At 40.6% G+C, this 18,670-nt stretch carries 13 protein-coding genes and 1 tRNA gene; 4 read left to right on the top strand and 10 right to left on the bottom strand.

Features of this window, described 5'->3' with window-relative positions; genetic code table 11:
- Nucleotides 1–121: 121 nt before the first annotated feature.
- The 3 genes from KBF71_01740 to KBF71_01730 all read right to left on the bottom strand — a co-directional run bounded on the left by KBF71_01740 (nucleotide 122) and on the right by KBF71_01730 (nucleotide 3,145).
- Entirely contained in the window at nucleotides 122–1,174 is a 1,053-nt protein-coding gene (locus KBF71_01740; GenBank protein MBP9877042.1) for an MBL fold metallo-hydrolase, read from the bottom strand.
- Nucleotides 1,175–1,179: 5 nt separating this feature from the next.
- On the bottom strand, nucleotides 1,180–2,316 hold the full coding sequence (ald, locus tag KBF71_01735) for an alanine dehydrogenase (protein ID MBP9877041.1): 1,137 nt from the start codon (nucleotides 2,314–2,316) through the stop codon (nucleotides 1,180–1,182).
- Between the two features lie 76 nt (nucleotides 2,317–2,392).
- Complete coding sequence (locus tag KBF71_01730) at nucleotides 2,393–3,145, bottom strand: SDR family oxidoreductase (protein MBP9877040.1); 753 nt, start codon at nucleotides 3,143–3,145, stop codon at nucleotides 2,393–2,395.
- Nucleotides 3,146–3,250: 105 nt separating this feature from the next.
- On the opposite strand from KBF71_01730, the gene KBF71_01725 reads away from it, so the two are divergent.
- From KBF71_01725 to KBF71_01710, 4 genes are all read left to right on the top strand, one after another.
- Nucleotides 3,251–4,993 (top strand): DUF1302 domain-containing protein, encoded by a 1,743-nt coding sequence (locus tag KBF71_01725; GenBank protein ID MBP9877039.1) that lies wholly within the window; start codon nucleotides 3,251–3,253, stop codon nucleotides 4,991–4,993.
- Between the two features lie 188 nt (nucleotides 4,994–5,181).
- Nucleotides 5,182–6,474: a DUF1329 domain-containing protein gene (locus KBF71_01720; GenBank protein ID MBP9877038.1), complete on the top strand. Its 1,293-nt coding sequence runs from the start codon at nucleotides 5,182–5,184 to the stop codon at nucleotides 6,472–6,474.
- 29 nt (nucleotides 6,475–6,503) lie between these two features.
- Nucleotides 6,504–7,547, top strand: coding sequence for a hypothetical protein (locus tag KBF71_01715; protein ID MBP9877037.1), 1,044 nt, complete (start codon nucleotides 6,504–6,506; stop codon nucleotides 7,545–7,547).
- The gene (locus KBF71_01710; protein MBP9877036.1) at nucleotides 7,544–9,880 is read left to right on the top strand and encodes an MMPL family transporter; all 2,337 of its coding nucleotides are present in this window, start codon (nucleotides 7,544–7,546) and stop codon (nucleotides 9,878–9,880) included. Before KBF71_01715 ends, KBF71_01710 begins: the two co-directional genes overlap by 4 nt.
- A gap of 5 nt (nucleotides 9,881–9,885) precedes the next feature.
- On the opposite strand, the gene KBF71_01705 is transcribed toward KBF71_01710, so the two are convergent.
- The 7 genes from KBF71_01705 to KBF71_01675 all read right to left on the bottom strand — a co-directional run bounded on the left by KBF71_01705 (nucleotide 9,886) and on the right by KBF71_01675 (nucleotide 18,667).
- Complete coding sequence (locus KBF71_01705) at nucleotides 9,886–11,763, bottom strand: KUP/HAK/KT family potassium transporter (GenBank protein MBP9877035.1); 1,878 nt, start codon at nucleotides 11,761–11,763, stop codon at nucleotides 9,886–9,888.
- A gap of 120 nt (nucleotides 11,764–11,883) precedes the next feature.
- A tRNA-Val gene (locus KBF71_01700) sits at nucleotides 11,884–11,958 on the bottom strand.
- Nucleotides 11,959–12,064: 106 nt separating this feature from the next.
- Nucleotides 12,065–13,645 (bottom strand): protein translocase subunit SecD, encoded by a 1,581-nt coding sequence (gene secD, locus KBF71_01695; protein MBP9877034.1) that lies wholly within the window; start codon nucleotides 13,643–13,645, stop codon nucleotides 12,065–12,067.
- Between the two features lie 341 nt (nucleotides 13,646–13,986).
- A complete protein-coding gene (locus tag KBF71_01690) occupies nucleotides 13,987–15,267 on the bottom strand; it encodes an adenylosuccinate synthase (GenBank protein ID MBP9877033.1) in 1,281 nt (426 codons plus the stop codon).
- A gap of 72 nt (nucleotides 15,268–15,339) precedes the next feature.
- Nucleotides 15,340–16,056: a signal peptidase I gene (lepB, locus tag KBF71_01685; GenBank protein ID MBP9877032.1), complete on the bottom strand. Its 717-nt coding sequence runs from the start codon at nucleotides 16,054–16,056 to the stop codon at nucleotides 15,340–15,342.
- Between the two features lie 23 nt (nucleotides 16,057–16,079).
- On the bottom strand, nucleotides 16,080–16,490 hold the full coding sequence (acpS, locus tag KBF71_01680) for a holo-ACP synthase (protein ID MBP9877031.1): 411 nt from the start codon (nucleotides 16,488–16,490) through the stop codon (nucleotides 16,080–16,082).
- Entirely contained in the window at nucleotides 16,490–18,667 is a 2,178-nt protein-coding gene (locus tag KBF71_01675) for a bifunctional (p)ppGpp synthetase/guanosine-3',5'-bis(diphosphate) 3'-pyrophosphohydrolase (GenBank protein ID MBP9877030.1), read from the bottom strand. Before KBF71_01675 ends, acpS begins: the two co-directional genes overlap by 1 nt.
- Between the last annotated feature and the right edge of the window lie 3 nt (nucleotides 18,668–18,670).

Here is an 18,670-nt window from a genome sequence, read left to right as displayed (position 1 = left end):
GGATAAGTCACCCCCATCGGGAAGCAGTCTTTATCTGAAAAAATATGCGGTGGCATTGTTGAGAGAAGATGAGACATATAGAGCCCTATTGTTTTTTATGTTATAGAGCAAAAGGGTTTCCTTAGAAACAATTTTCTCGACAATATAGGAATACACCTTGCGCATTTTCATGACGGTAAAGATCTCTTTTGTCCGTGAGATAGTTTAAATGAGCAATCGTCTCGCCCGCAGCAAAGAAAATTTGATGCTTATCAAGCGTGATAGGGAAGAGTGAAGCCATCACCTCAGCGCCATTAACAGGATGATCACAAAAATCGAGGATATGCTGCAATCTTTCATTGTGATGATGATAGAGTTCATTGATGCGCTGATGAAGTCCCGTGAATGGAATGCCGTGTGAAGGCAATACAAGCACATTTTCAGGGAGCTCTTTAAATTGAGGTAGCGTCTTGAAAAATGCTTTTAAATTATTTGCTGAGGTTTCATGAGGCCAGATCGAAATATTGGGCGTGATTTTTGGTAGAATTTGATCACCCACTATCAGGATATTTTCAGCTGCGCAATATAGAGACACATGCTCAGGCGCATGTCCTTCACCAATCATAATACGCCAGTCGCGATCAGCAAAGCGGATGATTTCTCCTGCACTTAGACGGTTGAATGGCATGGGAGCAGGTGTTATATTCCGTGCGTAGGCATTGCCCATCTCCATTTGCTCAGCGATAATGTCAGGTGCAAGACCCATAGCGCCGTAATATTTTTCGAAGCGCTCACGATAGATCTCATCAGAATCAAGTGAAATCATGCGCGTGAACAAAAATTCGATCTGACTCATGTAAAAGGGAGGCTTTTCAGAAAGCTGATCATAGAGCCAACCTGCGTTTCCGACGTGATCAGGGTGGAAATGGGTTGCAATCATCGCCTCAATAGGGCCTTCGAAAATTCCTTTTCGTAATGTGCTCCACATCTCTTGAACAACAGGTCGGTTGATGCCAAAGTCGATAAAACACCAGCCTTTCGATCCCTTTAGCGCCCAAATATTGACATGATTGAGTGCAAAGGGAAGGGGAAGGCGTGTCCAGTAAAGCCAATCTCGAAGTTCAAAAGGAACACCCTGTTCAGGTGCTTTATCCATAATGTATTGAACAGTCGCTATAAGGGGCTCTTTTCGCATTGGACTTAAGCGCATTTTGTTAAGGTTTCATCCAGAAGTTTGTATGGATCTCTGAATTTTTCACCCAAGGCTTCAGCCACAGCGGCATGAGTGATTTGTCCGCGATAGACATTGAGGCCATTCATCAAGTGTGGATCTTCTAACAATGCGCGTTTGTATCCTTTATTTGCAAGGGCAAGGCTGAAAGGCAAGGTTGCATTATTAAGAGCAAAAGTTGATGTTGAGGCAACGCCGCCAGGCATATTGGCAACACAATAATGGATAATCCCATCCACCACATAGGTTGGATCTTGATGCGTTGTCGCTCTTGATGTTTCAGCACAGCCACCTTGATCGATTGCCACATCAACAATAACAGAACCAGGCTTCATTGTTTTGAGATGTGCTTTTTTAATGAGGCGCGGGGCGTTCGCGCCAGGAATAAGAACAGCGCCAACAACAAGATCAGCTTCTTTAAGGCACGCATCGATGGTTCCAGAGTTTGAGTAGAGTGTTTTGGCTCTGCCACCAAAAATTTGGTCAAGTTCCTTTAGTCTTTTGAGTGAGCGATCAAGAATTGTTACGTTGGCTCCAATACCAATTGCAATTTGAGCTGCATGTGTTCCAACAACACCGCCACCAATGATGAGAATATTCCCCGGTGCAACACCAGGTACGCCGCCCAAGAGAACACCACGTCCTCCCTGTGCTTTTTCAAGGCAATGAGCGCCAGCTTGAATAGACATGCGTCCTGCAACTTCGCTCATGGGTGCTAGCAGAGGGAGTTGTCCATTTTGGTCAGTGACTGTTTCATAGGCAATGGCAATACATTTCGATTCTTTGAGGAGTTTCGCTTGCTCTGGATCTGGAGCGAGATGAAGGTATGTAAAGAGAACTTGGCCTTCTCTTAGCATTTTACATTCTTGAGGTTGAGGTTCTTTCACTTTGATGATCATATCTGCTGCGCTAAAGATGCTTTTTGCATCAGGCATAATTGTTGCGCCGGCCTTCTTGTACATTTCATCCGTTAGACCAATTGCATCGCCTGCTTTTGTTTCGATGATGACTTTATGACCTGCTTGAGTGAGTTCTTGTGCTGAATCAGGTGTAAGGGCAACGCGATATTCATGGTTTTTAATCTCTTTTGGAACGCCAATCGTAATCATTTATAAGTCCTTTTTTTATTTAACTGTCATTTGAAAATAAATCTCTTCCATTCATCTGTAAAGAGAGTTTGTGTCAAACAACATAGTTAAGAGCAAGTCGCCCACCATCTGCATAAATTGTTTGGCCTGTCATGTAAGAGGCATCCTCGCTTGCCAAGAATCTCACAACTTTTGCAATTTCTGAAGGCTCACCACATCGACCCATTGGGGTTCGCGAAAGGATTCTTTTTTGGGCGGCTTCATCAGTCATAACAACCTTCAGAAGCTCTGTGAGAATAGAACCAGGCCCAACACCATTGACTCTGATACCATGTGGTGCAAGGGATAAGGCCATGACTTTTGTAAGCTGATTGAGGCCACCCTTTGAGACAACATAAGGGACTTGGTTTGGAATCGCCATGACGCCATTGACTGATGACATGTTGACAATCGATCCTTTAATGTCATTTGCAACCATTTTTTTAGCAACTGCTTGTCCCATCAGAAAGGCTCCTCTTAGGTTAACGGAGAGGACTCTGTCAAAATCTTGGGAGCTTAGTGTTAAAAAATCAGCTGAAAAAATGGTGCCTGCATTATTCACTAAAACATGAATGTCTGAAAGCGAGTTTACAAAGTCATTGATTTGTGTTTCTTGAGAGACATCGACCTGTTTAAAGTGAACAGATGTTGAATAAAGCTCGGAGAGTTTTTTTGCTGCTTGTGAACCTTTTTCAGTGTCAATATCGAGTAGGTAAACGACTGCGTGAGCCTCAGCAAATATCTCTGCGCAGGCATATCCAATACCAGTTGCGGCTCCAGTGATAATGATCGTTTTGTTTTTAAACATTTGGATTCTTCCTTTTCTTTGTTTGCATAGTTGAATCTTACTTGATTCATGGTTAAAAATGTGAAAAAAGTAAAAAGAAATAAACATAAAGTAAGGTTCTCAAGTATGTCTAAAAAAATTAACATTATATCTGGTTTTACTTTTCTTTTATCGGCGGTCTCTCCTTTTATTGCAAATGCTGCAACTTGGACAGATGAAAATACAAAAGTAACATTTGATTCAACTGTTTCATTCGGCTCAATTGCCAGAGTCGCCAAAAGAGATAAAGATCTTATTGGGATTGCAAATGGTGGGACAGCACCTTCTCTCAATTCAGATGAGGGGGACCTAAATTATCACCGAGGCATTGCCGCAACTGTATTTAAAGCAACGCATGAATTAAATATTGAAACGAGAGAGAAATTTGGTGCTTTTGCACGGTTTACTTACTTATTCGATCCATATAATAATGAAAAATCGCAACTCGTAGACGAGGCCAAGGAACGAATTGCGCACAATATCGATTTACTGGATCATTTTGTTTATTTGAATACGGAAGTTGCTGAGACGCATAAGCTCGCTTTTAAATTCGGGAATCAGGCGATCAATTGGGGAGAAAGTACCTTTATACGAAACGGGATTAATAACTTTAATCCAGTTGATGCAACAAAAATCAGAACACCTGGTTCGGAAGTGAGGGATGCTCTTTTGCCCTTTCCGGTACTGAATGTGAATGCAGGGCTTACTGAGAATCTGAGCGTCGAAGGATTCTATCAATTTCAGTGGGAAAAATCAGAGCTTGAAGCACGAGGGACACTTTTCAGTACAAACAACTTTGCAAGTCCTGGCGGTGAGAGAATATATTTGGGTTTTGGAACAAGTAACAATCTCTTTTTGAGAAAAGGAAGACCAGATAATCCATCTGATTTTGGGCAATATGGGATTGCCCTTCGATATTTTTCTCCAGAGATTAATAATACTGAATTCGCCTTTTATCATACTCGCTATCACAGTCGTTTTCCAGTGATTGGAGCGAGAATAGGATCTGGTGTTCCAGCCACAATTATTTCAAGCTCACGTTATTTTCTAGAATATCCAGAAGATATCAAAACCTATGGCGGGAGTTTTAATACAGAGATTGGCTCATTAGGACTTGCTTGGCAAGGCGAGGTGAATTATCGTCAAGATCAACCGCTGCAAATCCATTCGATTGAATTGATTCAAGCTGGATTGAGTCCACTGAGTGCATTTATGGGTGTGCCTGTTGCCGCTCTTGCAACCAATCAAGTCTTGCGCGATAGAGGAATTAACACATTGGGTGGTATTAATGCTTTACAAAATACAACAATGCATGGTTATAAGCGATATGACGTTGTCACAGGGCAAACAACCCTCTCGAAAGTTTTGGGGCCTAATTTAAAGGCAGATCAAGTGACTCTTGTGGGTGAGGTCGGCTTTAACTATATCAATGATATGCCAAGTAAATCAAAGTTACGTCTTGATGCATTAGGAACATTCAGAGGCGGAAACCCAGTTTTAGCAGGCGCTGAAGGTGTTGAAAGATCAAGCGCATTTCCAACAGCCTTTTCTTGGGGATATGTTCTTGCGACAAAGTTAGAATATCTTAATCTTTTCAGTGATATAAATGTTTATCCGAAGCTTTCTTTTCGGCATGACGTTTCTGGAATAACGCCAAATCCTTTGGCTACTTTTAGGGAAAGGCAAAAAGCGATTTCGATTGGTTTTGATTCAACATGGCAAAATAGTTGGCAGTTTAATGTACAGTACACAAATTATTTTGGAGCGGGACGCTACCATCTTTTACGTGACAGGGATCACATTTCTGCAGAAGTGAAATATTCTTTTTAATCAATTGAATTAGGGACGAAATTATAGGAACTGACATGACAATAGAGAAGAATCAAGATCTCAAAACTTGTAAACAGCCTGTATTATTAGCTTTGCTATTGGGTATTGTATCATGCTCATTTTCTGCTGTTGTTTTTGCTGAGGATCAGCCTTTAACAGCAACAACAGAAGCACGTATTGAAGAAGAAATGCCTGTTGTAGAAGAAGAGCAAGTCGCTGAGGTTGAGCCTATTGTTGAAAATGCACTTGGGGCAATCAAAAATGCAAATGCAGAAGGAACGATTCCTGTATGGGATGGCGGCATTCAAAAGCCAATTCCAGGGTATAAAAAAGGTGATCACCATCCAGATCCTTTTGATGGCGAAAAACCTTTGTTTAAAATCACTGGTGCCACGGTTGATCAATATCAAGATAAGTTGTCGCCTGGGCAAATTGAAATGTTCAAAAAATACCCTACTTACTATATGAATATCTATCCAACGCATCGGAGTACAGCCTATCCACAAAAGGTTTATGAGGCCGTTGCAGTGAACGCGCAAAAGGCAAAGCTGATTGAAGATGGCAATGGTGTTTCAGGCGCTAGAATCACATCGCCTTTTCCAAATCCAAAAGATGGATTAGAGGCAGTTTGGAACCATTTGCTTCGATATCGCGGTGAAAAAGTAAAAAGACGTTCAGGGCAAGCCAACCCAACGCCAAGCGGTTCATATACAATGATCATGTTTGAAGACGATTTGCTCATGAATTATGCCCTAGATAGCTATCAAGAAGGGGATAATATCTTTGCTTTCTTTACGCAGAGAATTGTTGAACCTGCAAGGCTTTCAGGTGAGATTTTGCTGATTCATGAAACAATCAATCAAGTTAAAGAGCCTCGCCATTCTTGGACATACAACCCGGGCCAACGACGCGTTCGTAGAGCGCCAAATATTGCTTATGATAACCCAGGCACAGCATCAGATGGTCTTAGGACCAATGATCAATTGGATATGTTTAATGGGGCACCAGATCGTTACGAATGGAAGCTTTTAGGACGTAAAGAAATGTTTGTTCCTTATAATGCATATAAGGTTCATTCAGACAAATTAAAGTATGATGACATTATCAAGCCCGGTCATTTAAACCCAGAGCATATGCGGTATGAATTGCATCGTGTTTGGGTTGTGGAAGGAACTTTAAAGTCTGGAACAAGCCACATTTATTCAAAAAGAACTTTTTTAATTGATGAAGACAGCTGGTCGATACTCGTCGCAGATCATTATGATAGTAGGGGCACGATTTGGCGCGTTGCGGAGGCTCATTGTATCAATTATTATGAAGTCCCGGTTTTTTGGACAACACTTGAAGTCGTGTATGACCTAAGATCAGGTCGATACACAGCCAATGGATTTGATAACCAAGAGCCTGTTTATAATTATAGCACAAATGTAACAGCGGCAGACTTTAAGCCAGAGACTTTACGTCGTGCCGGACTAAGGTAATATGTGTCAGATATTGTTTGGAGTGTGGATTGAATCGATTTTATAGAGGATATGGATTAAGAATAAAGCATCTGAAAACCTATTTTTTGGTTTTGGGTTTGTTTTTGGTCGTAACTCCAATTCAGTCTTTTGCGCACGTCTCAGGTGTTTTCAATCATTCTGATCAAGCCAAACATGATGAGAGAAATCCTGAACATTCAATGATCCTATCTTTTGCCTTGCAAGATGAAACAACTCAAAAAATTTGGGCAGTAGGTGAGTTCGGAACGATTTTATCAACAGAAGATCTCGGTGAAACCTGGATTCATAGTCAATCAACACCAACAGAACAAACTTTGACAACAATTTGTTTTAAGACTCCTTTAGTGGGTTTTGCAGCAGGTTATGATAGTCAAATTTTAAAAACAGAAGATGGTGGCAAAAATTGGAGCCTTGTTCATCAAGCTCCAGACTGGGAACAGCCCATTTTTAAAATCTATCCATTTGAGAAGTACGTGATTGCGATTGGGGCCTATGGCCTGTTCTTAGTTTCGCATGATGAAGGTGAGTCTTGGTCAAGAATTAAGCTACCTTTTGATAATGCTCATTTGTATGATATGACACCACTTGGAAATGATGAATTTTTGTTGGTTGGTGAAATGGGCTCGATCAGAAAAGCAGTTTTGTCTCCAGAGGGTGAGTTTACTTTTACAGAAATCCATGCCCTTGATAAAAAATCAATTTTTGGGATCTATCCTGAGCGTGAGGGACGATTTGTTTTGTTGGGGCTACAAGGAAATTTATCTTTTTATGATCTCACAACAAATGCGTTTCAATCTCAGACATTAGAGCCTGCTTCTTCTTTGTTTGGTTATGATCAGATGAAGGGCAGAAAAATCTTGGTAGGTGCCTCAGGCCATTTATATATGGGATCAGTTGATGATGAAAGTTTTTCAGCTCATCAATTAGCATCAAGTCAAAATCTCTCAGATGTTTTTTTGCTGAGCCCGGATTTAGCACTTGTTTGTGGAGATGGTGGTATTGAAAAAGTTCATCTCTCATCCCTTCCGATGGTGAGGGATGTGATAGAATGAAACGAATCTCCTTGAATGCAATTGCTGCGCTTTTGTTAAAATTTAGGTCTATAATTATAGGTCTGTTTCTTGTTTTCACTCTTTTTTGCTTTTATGAAAGTCTACATTTAACTGTCAATCAGGGGTTCGATCAACAGTTGCCAAAAAACCATCCGATGATTGATGTTTTTAAAAAATATCGCGCTGATTTTGGCGGGGCTAATAAAATACTGATTGCACTCCATTCGAAAGAAGGAACAATTTTTACGCCGAACTTTATGAATGTCCTTAAGAGTCTAACGGACGAAATGTATTATCTGCCCTATGTTGAGAGAGACCGTATTCTATCACTCTTTACACCGAATGCTCGATTTATTGAAGTGATTGAAGATGGTTTTGCTGGAGGCAACTTGATACCTGCTGATTTTCAGCCCACATCTGATTATTTTGAGATTGTCAAAAGCAATATTATGAAATCTCAGTATCTTGGGTTTCTGGTGTCCAAAGATTTTACATCAGCGATGATCTCAATCGATTTGGGTGAATCAAAAAATATTGACTATGTTGATTTATCATCAAAATTGGATCAGCTGAGAGTTAAATATACGGGGCCTACTATTTCAATGCATATGATCGGCTTTACAAAAATATTAGGGAGCTTGTCGAATGCAAAGACAAGTATTTTTATCTTTTTTGCTCTTTCTGTTGTGATGACAATTGGGCTTCTCTATTTTTACATAAGGTCGTTCGTGCTCCCTTTAGTGCTTGTTTTTATTGGAATGATAGCATTGGTTTGGCAGTTTGGCCTTATGTGTTTTTTTAATTTTTGGTTCGACCCTTTTTCAATCTTGTTGCCATTTCTTATTTTTGCTATTGCTGTTAGCCATGGGTTGCAAATGGTTAATAAGTATGTTCATAAAGTACGTGAAGATGGGCTGAGTCAAATAGAGGCAGCGCAACAAAGCTTTAAAGAGCTTTTTTTCCCAGGCTCAATGGCGCTTTTAACAGATGGTATTGGCTTTTTGGCCATTGATCTCATCCCGATTCCTATTTTGCAAAACCTTGCTTATACAGCCACTCTTGGTATTGCGTGCATTCTTGTTGCTAACCTATTTCTATTGCCGTTGATTTTGAGTTTTTGTCCTGTTAAATCAGGGATTCATCTAGAAGATCTTTTTATTAACTACCCATTATCATGGATGGAAAAATTATTGAATCATTCTTCTCGCTATATTATTTTTCTGCTTTTTATCGTTTTGTTGGGTGTTTCATACTATAAGGCTGGCGAAGTTAAAATTGGGGATCAGGGTATTGGAACGCCAGAGTTCCACAAGAATAGCATTTATAATCAAGATGTTTTTTTCATTAATGAAAAATTTAATATTGGTATTGACACGGTTCAGATCTATGCAAAAACAGAAGCGAATGGTTGTATTCAATATCCGATTGTTAAAGAAATTGATAGGTTTGAGTGGTTTTTGCGTGGACATCCCCTTGTGACAAATTCTTATTCATTGCCAAATATTATGAAGAGATCAACAATGGGGTGGAATGAGGGTTTTGTAAAATGGAACTCTCTTGTGCGCAATAAATACGTTTTGGTTCGCTCGATTTCATCAATTGAGACATCCTCAGGACTGCTTAATGAAGATTGCTCTGTTATGCCGATTACGCTTTATGCAAAGGATCATAAATACGAAACAATTGAAAACATTTACGCCTATATCGATTCTTATTTAAAAAATCATCAGAGCGATTTGGTTCACTTTGAAGTGGGAGGCGGCAACCTTACTGTTTTGAAAAGTGCGAATGATGTAGTGCGTGATGCACAATTTAGTATCGTGTTTGGCATTTATCTGGCTGTTTTTGTTATTTGTTATTATTCATTTAGATCGATCATTGGTGTTATATCAATTCTGCTGCCGTTGGTTTTGGTCTCATTGATGACGAATGCTTTAATGGGGATGATGGATATTGGGCTTAAAATTTCGACCTTGCCGATTGCAGCGCTTGGTGTTGGTATTGGTGTGGATTATGGCATATATTTATATGCTCAATTACAACGCTTTTTGAAAGAAGGAGATCCTTTCCCATCTGCCTATCGTAAAGCCGTTCAAACAACAGGGGCTGCGATCTTTTTCACGGGTGTTACTTTGTCTCTTTCAACCTTAATCTGGAATTTTTCACCATTGAAGTTTCAATCAGATATGGGGCGTCTGCTTAGCTTTATGTTTTTTGCAAATATGTTAGGGGCTCTCATTTTTCTGCCGATTATTCATGTTGTTTTAGATCAAGTGAAGGGCTGGATTGTAAATCGTTGCCAGACTATCGGAATGAAATTCGCTGCAAAGTAATATGCTTATATGCGGTACCTGATTCCAAGCTCTAAAGCTTTTTCATGCGGGATTTCAAAGAAGTCATAGTTCGGAACAGAGTTTTTGGAAAGAAACATAAAGAATTTTTCATTAAAGCCGCTGAGCCTATAATGATGACAGGCAATCGGGATATATTTGCTCAAGAAGAACGAGACCTCTTCATCAGGAGACAAAATGCCTTTCTCTCGTGCCCAGAAAACAATTTTGTGCAGATCAGGTACTTCTTTAAACCCGAAGTTTGCAACGATTTGGTAGGCATTCTTTTCAATATGTTCATAAGAAAACTTTTCACGTTTTGGGATGTAGGGAACTGATTTTGTTAGAATTGAAATAAAGATCATTTTTTCATGCAAAAACTTATTGTGCGTGAGATGTACTGTTAAAGAGTCAGGCACAATTTTAGGAGAACGACACATGAAAATGGCTGTATTGGGTATTCTTTCATGATGAAGCTGTGCGTGATGATGCAGAAAAGCTTTTAGATTGCGTTGCATCGGAAGACGCTGATCATTCCTGGCTCGATTGCCTTGAACCCAAACCCATACGACATAAGAGCCTGCAAGCGCGATTAAGAAAGAGTACCAGGCGCCTTCAACAATTTTGATCATATTAGATAAAACAAAGATTGCATCAATTGCGATTAAAGGTATAAAAACGAGACAAAGTTTTAATTTACTCCAGTGCCATTCATGATGAGCAAGCAAATAAATTAAAACACTTGTAATGAGCATGAGTCCTGCAACAGTCAGTCCATAAGCCACAGCTAAATTATCAGATGTTTTAAAAAGCAACACAGCGCCAATTGTCATAAAGTACAGAATATAATTCACAACAGGAACATAGACTTGGCCCATTTGATCGTTTGATGTCATCATGACTTGCATGCGTGGTAAATAATGAAGCATGATTGCCTGCCAAGCGACTGAAAAAACACCAGATATCACAGCTTGAGAGGCGATAATCGTTGCAAGCGTTGCAAGGATGATCATTGGATAAAGAAAAACTGGAGGTACTAAATTATAAAATGGATTAGAAATTGCTTCAGGTTGAGAGAGAAGGAGTGCACCTTGTCCTAGATAATTGAGGACCAATGAAGGCAAAACAAAAAAAGTCCATGAGAGTTCAATTTGTTTGCGTCCAAAATGTCCCATGTCAGCATAAAGCGCTTCAGCCCCTGTGACCACAAGAATTGTTCCGCCGAGAATCACAAATCCAGCAAGTCCATGATGTGTCAGAAAATGAAGGGCATAATAAGGATTTAGCGCCAGTAGCACATGTGGATTTTGGTATATCTGTATGACACCTAACAGGGCGATGACAATAAACCAGAGTGAAATGATGGGGCCAAAATAATTACCTAATTTACCGCTGCCTGTTTTTTGGATAGCAAAAAGGAGAGTCAAGATCACAATTGATAAGAAAACGACGTTGTTTGAGAGCGTAGGGGAGATTAAATGCAATCCCTCAAGAGCCGATAGAACAGAAATCGCTGGTGTTATGCTTCCATCTCCAAAGAAAAGAGCCGCGCCAATAATGCCAAGAACCATTGGGAAATGACCAACGCGTTTGATTTTAAGTCTTTCAAAGAGAGAAGATAAAACAAGAATTCCGCCTTCACCATGGTTGTCAACTTTTAAAACAAGGCTCACATATTTGACGGAGACAATCATGATGAGCGTCCAGATGAAAACACTTAAGAGGCCGAGTACGTTCATATTTGTTACATTGAGGCCGCCCATGATGAATGTACTTTTAAGCGCATATAAAGGGCTTGTACCGATGTCGCCATAAACAACGCCGATAGCACCAATCATCAGTCCCCATTTGATTTTATCTGGATTTTGATCGACGAGAGTATTCATATGTTTATCTGCACTCTATAAAATTATTGACATGTACATAGAATAGGCGATTTTTATTAATGAATCATGATTTATTTGATGTGTTGCCAATTGTGTGGCACTTTTGATGAAGCTTGAAAATGGTGGGCGCGACTGGGATCGAACCAGTGACCCCTACGATGTCAACGTAGTGCTCTCCCGCTGAGCTACGCGCCCTTTTATTTTTCAAGACTAAATTTTGCGAGATATTCAGTCTGCATTAGAGATACCATTCCTCTCATCTTTACGCAATAAAAAAATGAGAGGAATCTGAAGTTTTTCTCTATAGATGAATTGTCTTTGGTCTTCTATATGAGAACCAGAGAACAATCAAAAGTCTTGTGATCATGATGGCTGAGAACATTGAGGTGATAATACCAACGGATAAGTTCACAGCAAATCCTCGAACAGGACCTGATCCAAAGTAAGCAAGCAAAAAGGCTGCAATCAATGTGGTCAGGTTTCCATCAATAATTGCGCTGAGTGCTCTGCTAAAGCCTGCCTCAATCGAGGCGATTGGTTTTGCTCCTAGTTTTAACTCTTCCCGAATGCGCTCATAAATAAGCACGTTTGCATCAACGGCCATCCCGATTGTGAGGATGATCCCAGCAATCCCAGGTAAGGTGAGGGTGACCTGAAACGCAGATAAAAGAGCGATGATGAAAAAGATATTGAATATAAGTGCAAGATTGGCCAAAATCCCAAAAAAGCCGTAAGAAATTAACATAAAGGCAATCACAAGACCGCACCCAACAAGGCCAGAAAGTGTACCAGCTTTCACAGAGTCAGCGCCTAATCCTGGACCAACAGTGCGTTCTTCAATCACGGTAATTGGCGCTGGAAGGGAACCGGAGCGTAAGAGCAGGGCGAGGTCATGTGCTTCTTGAACAGTGAAGCTGCCTGTAATAATACCACTACCAGATAGAATGGGTTGTGAAATACGCGGATAGCTTATAACTTCATCATCAAGGATAATGGCAAAAGGGCGTCCAACATTGGCAGTGGTTGCTTCACCAAAGCGCTTTGCTCCAATTGAATCAAAGCGAAATGAAACAACGGGCCTGCCTTCATTTAAGTTTGGCTGAGCATCCACAAGCATATCACCTGTGATGATAACAGGTGCCTCAACAACAATGTTCTGATTTGGATCTTCTTGAAGAGGAAGAGCTGTTTTGCCCAATGGGACTTTACCGGTAGACATAACTTCATTGCTTGCTTCTAAGTCAACCAATTGGAATTTTAATTTTGCTGTTTTACCCAAAAGCTTTTTGAGTTCATCAGGGTTTTCAAGGCCAGGCAATTGAAGAAGGATACGATCTTTTCCTTGACGTTGAATAGAAGGTTCTTTTGTCCCGGTTTCATCAACACGGCGGCGAACAATTTCAATGGACTGATCCATCACTAAATCTTCATGATGTTTCAAAAAGGTATCAGGGTAAGAGAGATACGCAACACCTTCACTCATTGAAACACTGAGATCGCCATCGACCTGTTTGATTAATTTTGAAACCTTTGTCCAGTCATCGCCAGCTCTAATGCCAAATGAAATAGCCTTCGCATTGTCACGCAATAAAATGCGCATGTTCACATAGCCAACAGCATTGCGACGGAATTCTTTTCGCAAAGTGTCCATTGTTGCTTCCATGCGTTCTTTCATGACAGCATTGATATCAACTTCAAGTAGAAGTTGCGAGCCTCCTTGTAAATCAAGGCCAAAGTTAATGGTTTTCCCTGGTAAAAGAGTTGACCAATTGCTCATGCTTTGTTGAGCCTCTTTAGAGACAAAATTTGGGATTGAGTAGATAACACCCATCACACACAAAATCATGACAAAGATCATTTTCCAACGGGGATAATTTAACACGAGAGACCTCACTTATCTTTTATTTATTAGGCAGAACACATGGTAATGACAGCAGTATAATCTCTTCTTAGTATTGCCACAAGTGCAAAGATGAGAGTTTGTTTAAAACAGTTACTCGCCAAGTGCGTAACTCAGAGGGCCGAAAGGCCCGTGGAGTCTCTGCGATATATCAATAAGAATGTTCTTAGTATTTACATTGATGAGATTCCATCCTCCTACGCTAAAGCTTCGGCGGGACAGGTGCCACCTCTTATGGAGGTGGCTCTGAATGACGGTACCTGTTAATTAGGTTTGGAATGATGAAGGTGAATGCTTTAATTGTAACTTGGTCTTGTGTTTCATCACAGAGCAATCACATCATCGCGATCAGGGCCAGTTGAGATCATCTGAATCGGAACGCCGCACAGAGTGCCTATCCGATTCACGAATGTCTTCGCATTTTCAGGGAGTTGGTCGAAACTTTTCACGTGAGCTGTTGGTTCGCTCCAGCCTGGGAGTGTTTCATAAATAGGTTCAAGGCGAGACCAGAGTGATGGATCATAAGAGAAATGGTCAAATTTTTGATTGCCAACCATATAGTGTGTGCAGATTTTAACGTCTTTCATACCATCAAGTACATCAAGTTTTGTGATAATGATGGAATCAACAGAGGAGACTCGAATCGCTTGACGCGCAAGAACAGCATCAAACCATCCGCATCGGCGAGGCCGGCCTGTCACTGTGCCAAATTCATGACCTTGCTTTGCAATGTAAGAGCCTTCTTCATTGAAGAGTTCGGTTGGGAATGGGCCTTCACCAACACGCGTTACATAGGCTTTTAAAACACCCATTACGTGACCAATTTGTTTGATTGAAGCACCTGTGCCAAGAGGAATTTGCGCTGGCAATGTGTTGGATGAGGTTACATAAGGGAGTGTGCCAAAATCATTATCAAGCAAGATTCCTTGAGCGCCTTCAAATAGAACACGTTTATTCTCTTTCTCAGCTTTTTCAAGGAGTTTCCAAACACATGTTTCATAAGGTAGGATAAAGTCTGCGATTGATTTTAAGTCAGCCATGAGCGCAGGGACATCAATTGCTTTTTCACCGCAGGATAATAAGAATGGGTTGTGCTGAAAAGCAAGACTCTCAAGCTTGGCTTCAAGGCGTTTTTCATCTTTAAGATCCATCAAATAAATAGAGCGACGCCCAACTTTATCTTCGTAAGCAGGACCAATACCTCTGCCTGTTGTGCCAATTTTCTGATCGCCAGCTTTGCGTTCTTTAAGCTGATCGAGAGTTTTATGGAATGGAAGAATAAAAGGCAAAGTGTCTGATAAATGGAGTCTTTCAGGTGAAACATCGATCCCCGCTTGTTTCAGACGCGTTACTTCTTCTTTGAAGTACCATGGGTCTAGCACAACGCCATTTCCGATAACGGATCGAACTCCCTTGCGGGCAATCCCAGAAGGAACAAGACTTAATTTTAAAACTTGATCACCAATGACAAGTGTATGGCCTGCATTGTGTCCGCCTTGGAAGCGAACAACGTAATCCACTTTTTCAGCCAAAACATCGACAATCTTGCCTTTGCCTTCATCGCCCCAAGAAAGGCCAATAATTGTTTGATTCGTTTGTGTCATGTTAAAAAGGTCCTTTGTTTAAAAATACAAAGGGTTCCTCCGTTATAAGAGGAACCTTGTTTGAAATGTCTCTTAGTCGACTTTTTTCAGGATTCTATCGAAGCGAATACGCTCTTTCAAATCTTGTGGCCAGTAACTATCGCCCGGTTTGATAGAGAAAAAGAAAAGCTCTGCTCTACCAATGAGGTTTTCTTCTGGTATATAACCGACATCATCAAGAAAACGAGAGTCTTTGGAATTATCACGATTATCACCCATACCGAACACATGCCCTAACGGCACTTCGTAAATTCCTGTGTTTTGTTGTGGGCTATAGATATCATCTTGTAAAATATGATGTTTCACGCCATTTGGTAATGTTTCAAGATACATTGTTTTCTTTTGTCCTGAGCCATCATCAAACTGATAATCTTCAACTTTTTCAAGTTTTGCAGGATTGCCATTGATGTAGAGAACACCCCGTTGAACTTGAATTTTATCACCAGGAAGACCCACAATTCTTTTGATGTAATTTGATTCAGTATCTTTCGGCAGCTTAAAGACAACCACATCACCAATAGATGGTAATTTATGAAAGGCTCTGCCTTCAATGATTGGTAAGCTGAAAGGGAATGAGTAACGGCTGTAGCCATAAGCATATTTTGAAACGAAGAGGTGATCTCCAATATCAATTTCTGGAATCATCGAGCCAGTTGGAACAGTGTATGGTTCAAACGCAAAGCTTCTGAAAAGGAGTGCTAAAAAGAGGGCAATAATAATTGTTTTAACGGTTTCACTTAAGGCTTTCATATGTTTTCCTAATCTTATTTCTGTTAATCTGATGTCATATTCATACAGGATATAACGACAAATGCAAGTGCATATTCTCGTTCGTTTGTTAAAGATAAGTCGATCTTGATTAATTTATTAGAAAGATTAAATCTCTTTTCAGCAATTGCCAAGATATTTTTTGATAAAGTGAGTTCTGGTTTTCCTAAGTCATCGTTTACAATCTCAATGTCTTGCCAAGAAACACCCTCTCTCATACCATATCCTAAAGCTTTCAGAACAGCTTCTTTTGCGGCATAGCGTGAGGCATAACTAATGGCCGGGTCAAATTTTCCATCGCAATAATCGCGCTCTGTTTTGGTGAAGATTTTCTTAGAAAAAAGCCCAGGTTTGCGCTCCTGAATTTTTCGGATACGGTCAATATGAACCAAATCTGTGCCAATGCCGAGAATCATTATTTGCCTCTCATTCTCTCAACTGACGTAATAATGGGTGTGGCGCGTAAGGCCGCCATGATATTAGAAAGAACCCTGTTATCTGGCACGACGACATCAATGAGAATGTCAAAGAAATCAACACTTCTATTGACGATTTTGATGTTCGTGATATTCCCGCCATTCTTGCCGATGATTGTTGATAAAGTACCCAGATTCCCAACTTGGTTTGCAACAGAAATGACAATTCTACCAACAAATCCAATGTTTTCAATTTGTTTTTTGTCCCATTCGACATCGATCCATCTTTCAGGAACATTTGTGTAATTTTCGAGTGTATCGCAATCAATCGTGTGGATCGTCACGCCTTTGCCTGTTGTGATAATGCCAACAATCCGATCGCCGGGTAGGGGGTGGCAGCATTTGGCAAAATGGTAAGCCATATCAGGAATGAGCCCCTTCAGGGGTAAAGCATGCCTTTTTCTTGTGCCAGATTTTTGCGAGTCCTTGTCAGGCTCAGAGCCCATATGAATATCATCTTTGAGCTGTTCAAGATCTTTAACTTTTGTTTTATGTCCAGGGAAAATGGCATGAAAAACTTCACGGGCAGACAGAATACCGGATCCAATATTGGCATAGACATCTTCAGCTTTAGGGAGTTTTAATTTCGTTAAAACACCATCGATGGCTTTTTCTGTAAAATCATATCCCTCTTCACGGAAAAGCTTTTGAATCATTGCTTTACCGAGGCTGATATATTGATCTTTTTGCTGTGTTCTGATAAATTTGCGGATACGCGCTTTTGCTTTTCCTGTAACCACAAAGCGTTCCCAAGCAGGAGAAGGCATTTGTGTTTTTGAGGTGAGAATCTCAACCTGATCCCCATTTTCAAGAAGAGTCCTTAGAGGCATCATGCGTCCATTGATTTTGACGCCAACGCATCTATCCCCAAGCTGAGAGTGAACGGCGTAAGCAAAGTCAACTGGCGTTGCTCCAACGGGTAATGAAATCAGAACGCCTTTGGGGGTGAAGCAAAAAACTTGATCTTGGAACAGTTCAAGTTTTGTGTGTTCCAAAAATTCTTCAGGCTTTTGAGCATTTTCCATGATGTCCAAAATTTCACGGATCCACTCATAGTCTTTGTGCTTACCAGGTTCGTGAGATTGTTTATATCCCCAGTGAGCGGCAACACCAAGCTCAGCGATCTCATGCATTTCAAAGGTCCGGATCTGCATTTCAATCTTGTGCTGGAATGGACCAATGACGGCTGTATGAATAGAGCGGTAGCCATTTTTCTTTGGTGTTGAAATGTAATCTTTAAAGCGACCAGGCACAACGGAGTATGAACTATGCGCAATTCCTAAAGCTTGATAGCAATCTTCAATTTTTTCAACAATAACACGAAAGGCCATGATGTCAGAGATTTGCTCAAAAGTGACGTTCTTTTTTTGCATCTTTTCCCACATGGAGTAGGCTGATTTCTGTCTGCCCTGAACCACAAAGTTATGAAGACCATTGTCTTTAAAGGTTTCTTCAATCTCTTTGATAATCTTTTCAATGAGATCGCCTCGCTCTTTGTTGAGAAAAGAGAGGCGGTTTAAAATTGATTCGCGTGCTTCAGGATTCAAAACATCAAAAGCGAGATCCTGTAATTCGTCCTTCATTTTTTGGATACCAATACGCTCTGCAAGGGGAGCGTAGATCTCAAGTGTTTCACGGGCAATCCGCGCGCGCTTGAGTGGATTTTTAATGAAGTGAAGTGTCCGCATATTGTGCAGGCGATCAGCCAGTTTCACCAGCAGAACACGAATGTCCTTTGACATAGCCAGAACAAGTTTCCGGAAATTTTCAGCTTGGCTTGTATCATCGCTCTGGTGCTCTAGCTTTGTGAGTTTTGTAACACCATCAACAAGCTTTGCGATTGAAGGGCCAAAGAGCTTCTCAACTTCTTCAATGCTGGCTTCTGTATCTTCAACAACATCATGTAAAAGAGCTGTGATGATTGATGCGGTGTCTAAGCGCATTTCCGCTAAAATGCCAGCAACAGCAAGCGGATGTGAAAAGTATGGTTCACCGGATGAGCGAATTTGCTTAGAATGTTTTTCCTGAGCATAGTCGTAAGCTTTTAACAGAACTTCAGCATCGGCTTGTTCATCATAGGCTTTGATACGGGAAACGAGTTCTTCAGGCGTGATCATGGG

The organism is Alphaproteobacteria bacterium, assembly GCA_018063245.1.
Taxonomy (GTDB): domain Bacteria; phylum Pseudomonadota; class Alphaproteobacteria; order JAGPBS01; family JAGPBS01; genus JAGPBS01.
The sequence above is the reverse complement of the archived record's forward strand: the minus strand, read 5'-3'. Positions and strand labels throughout refer to the sequence as shown.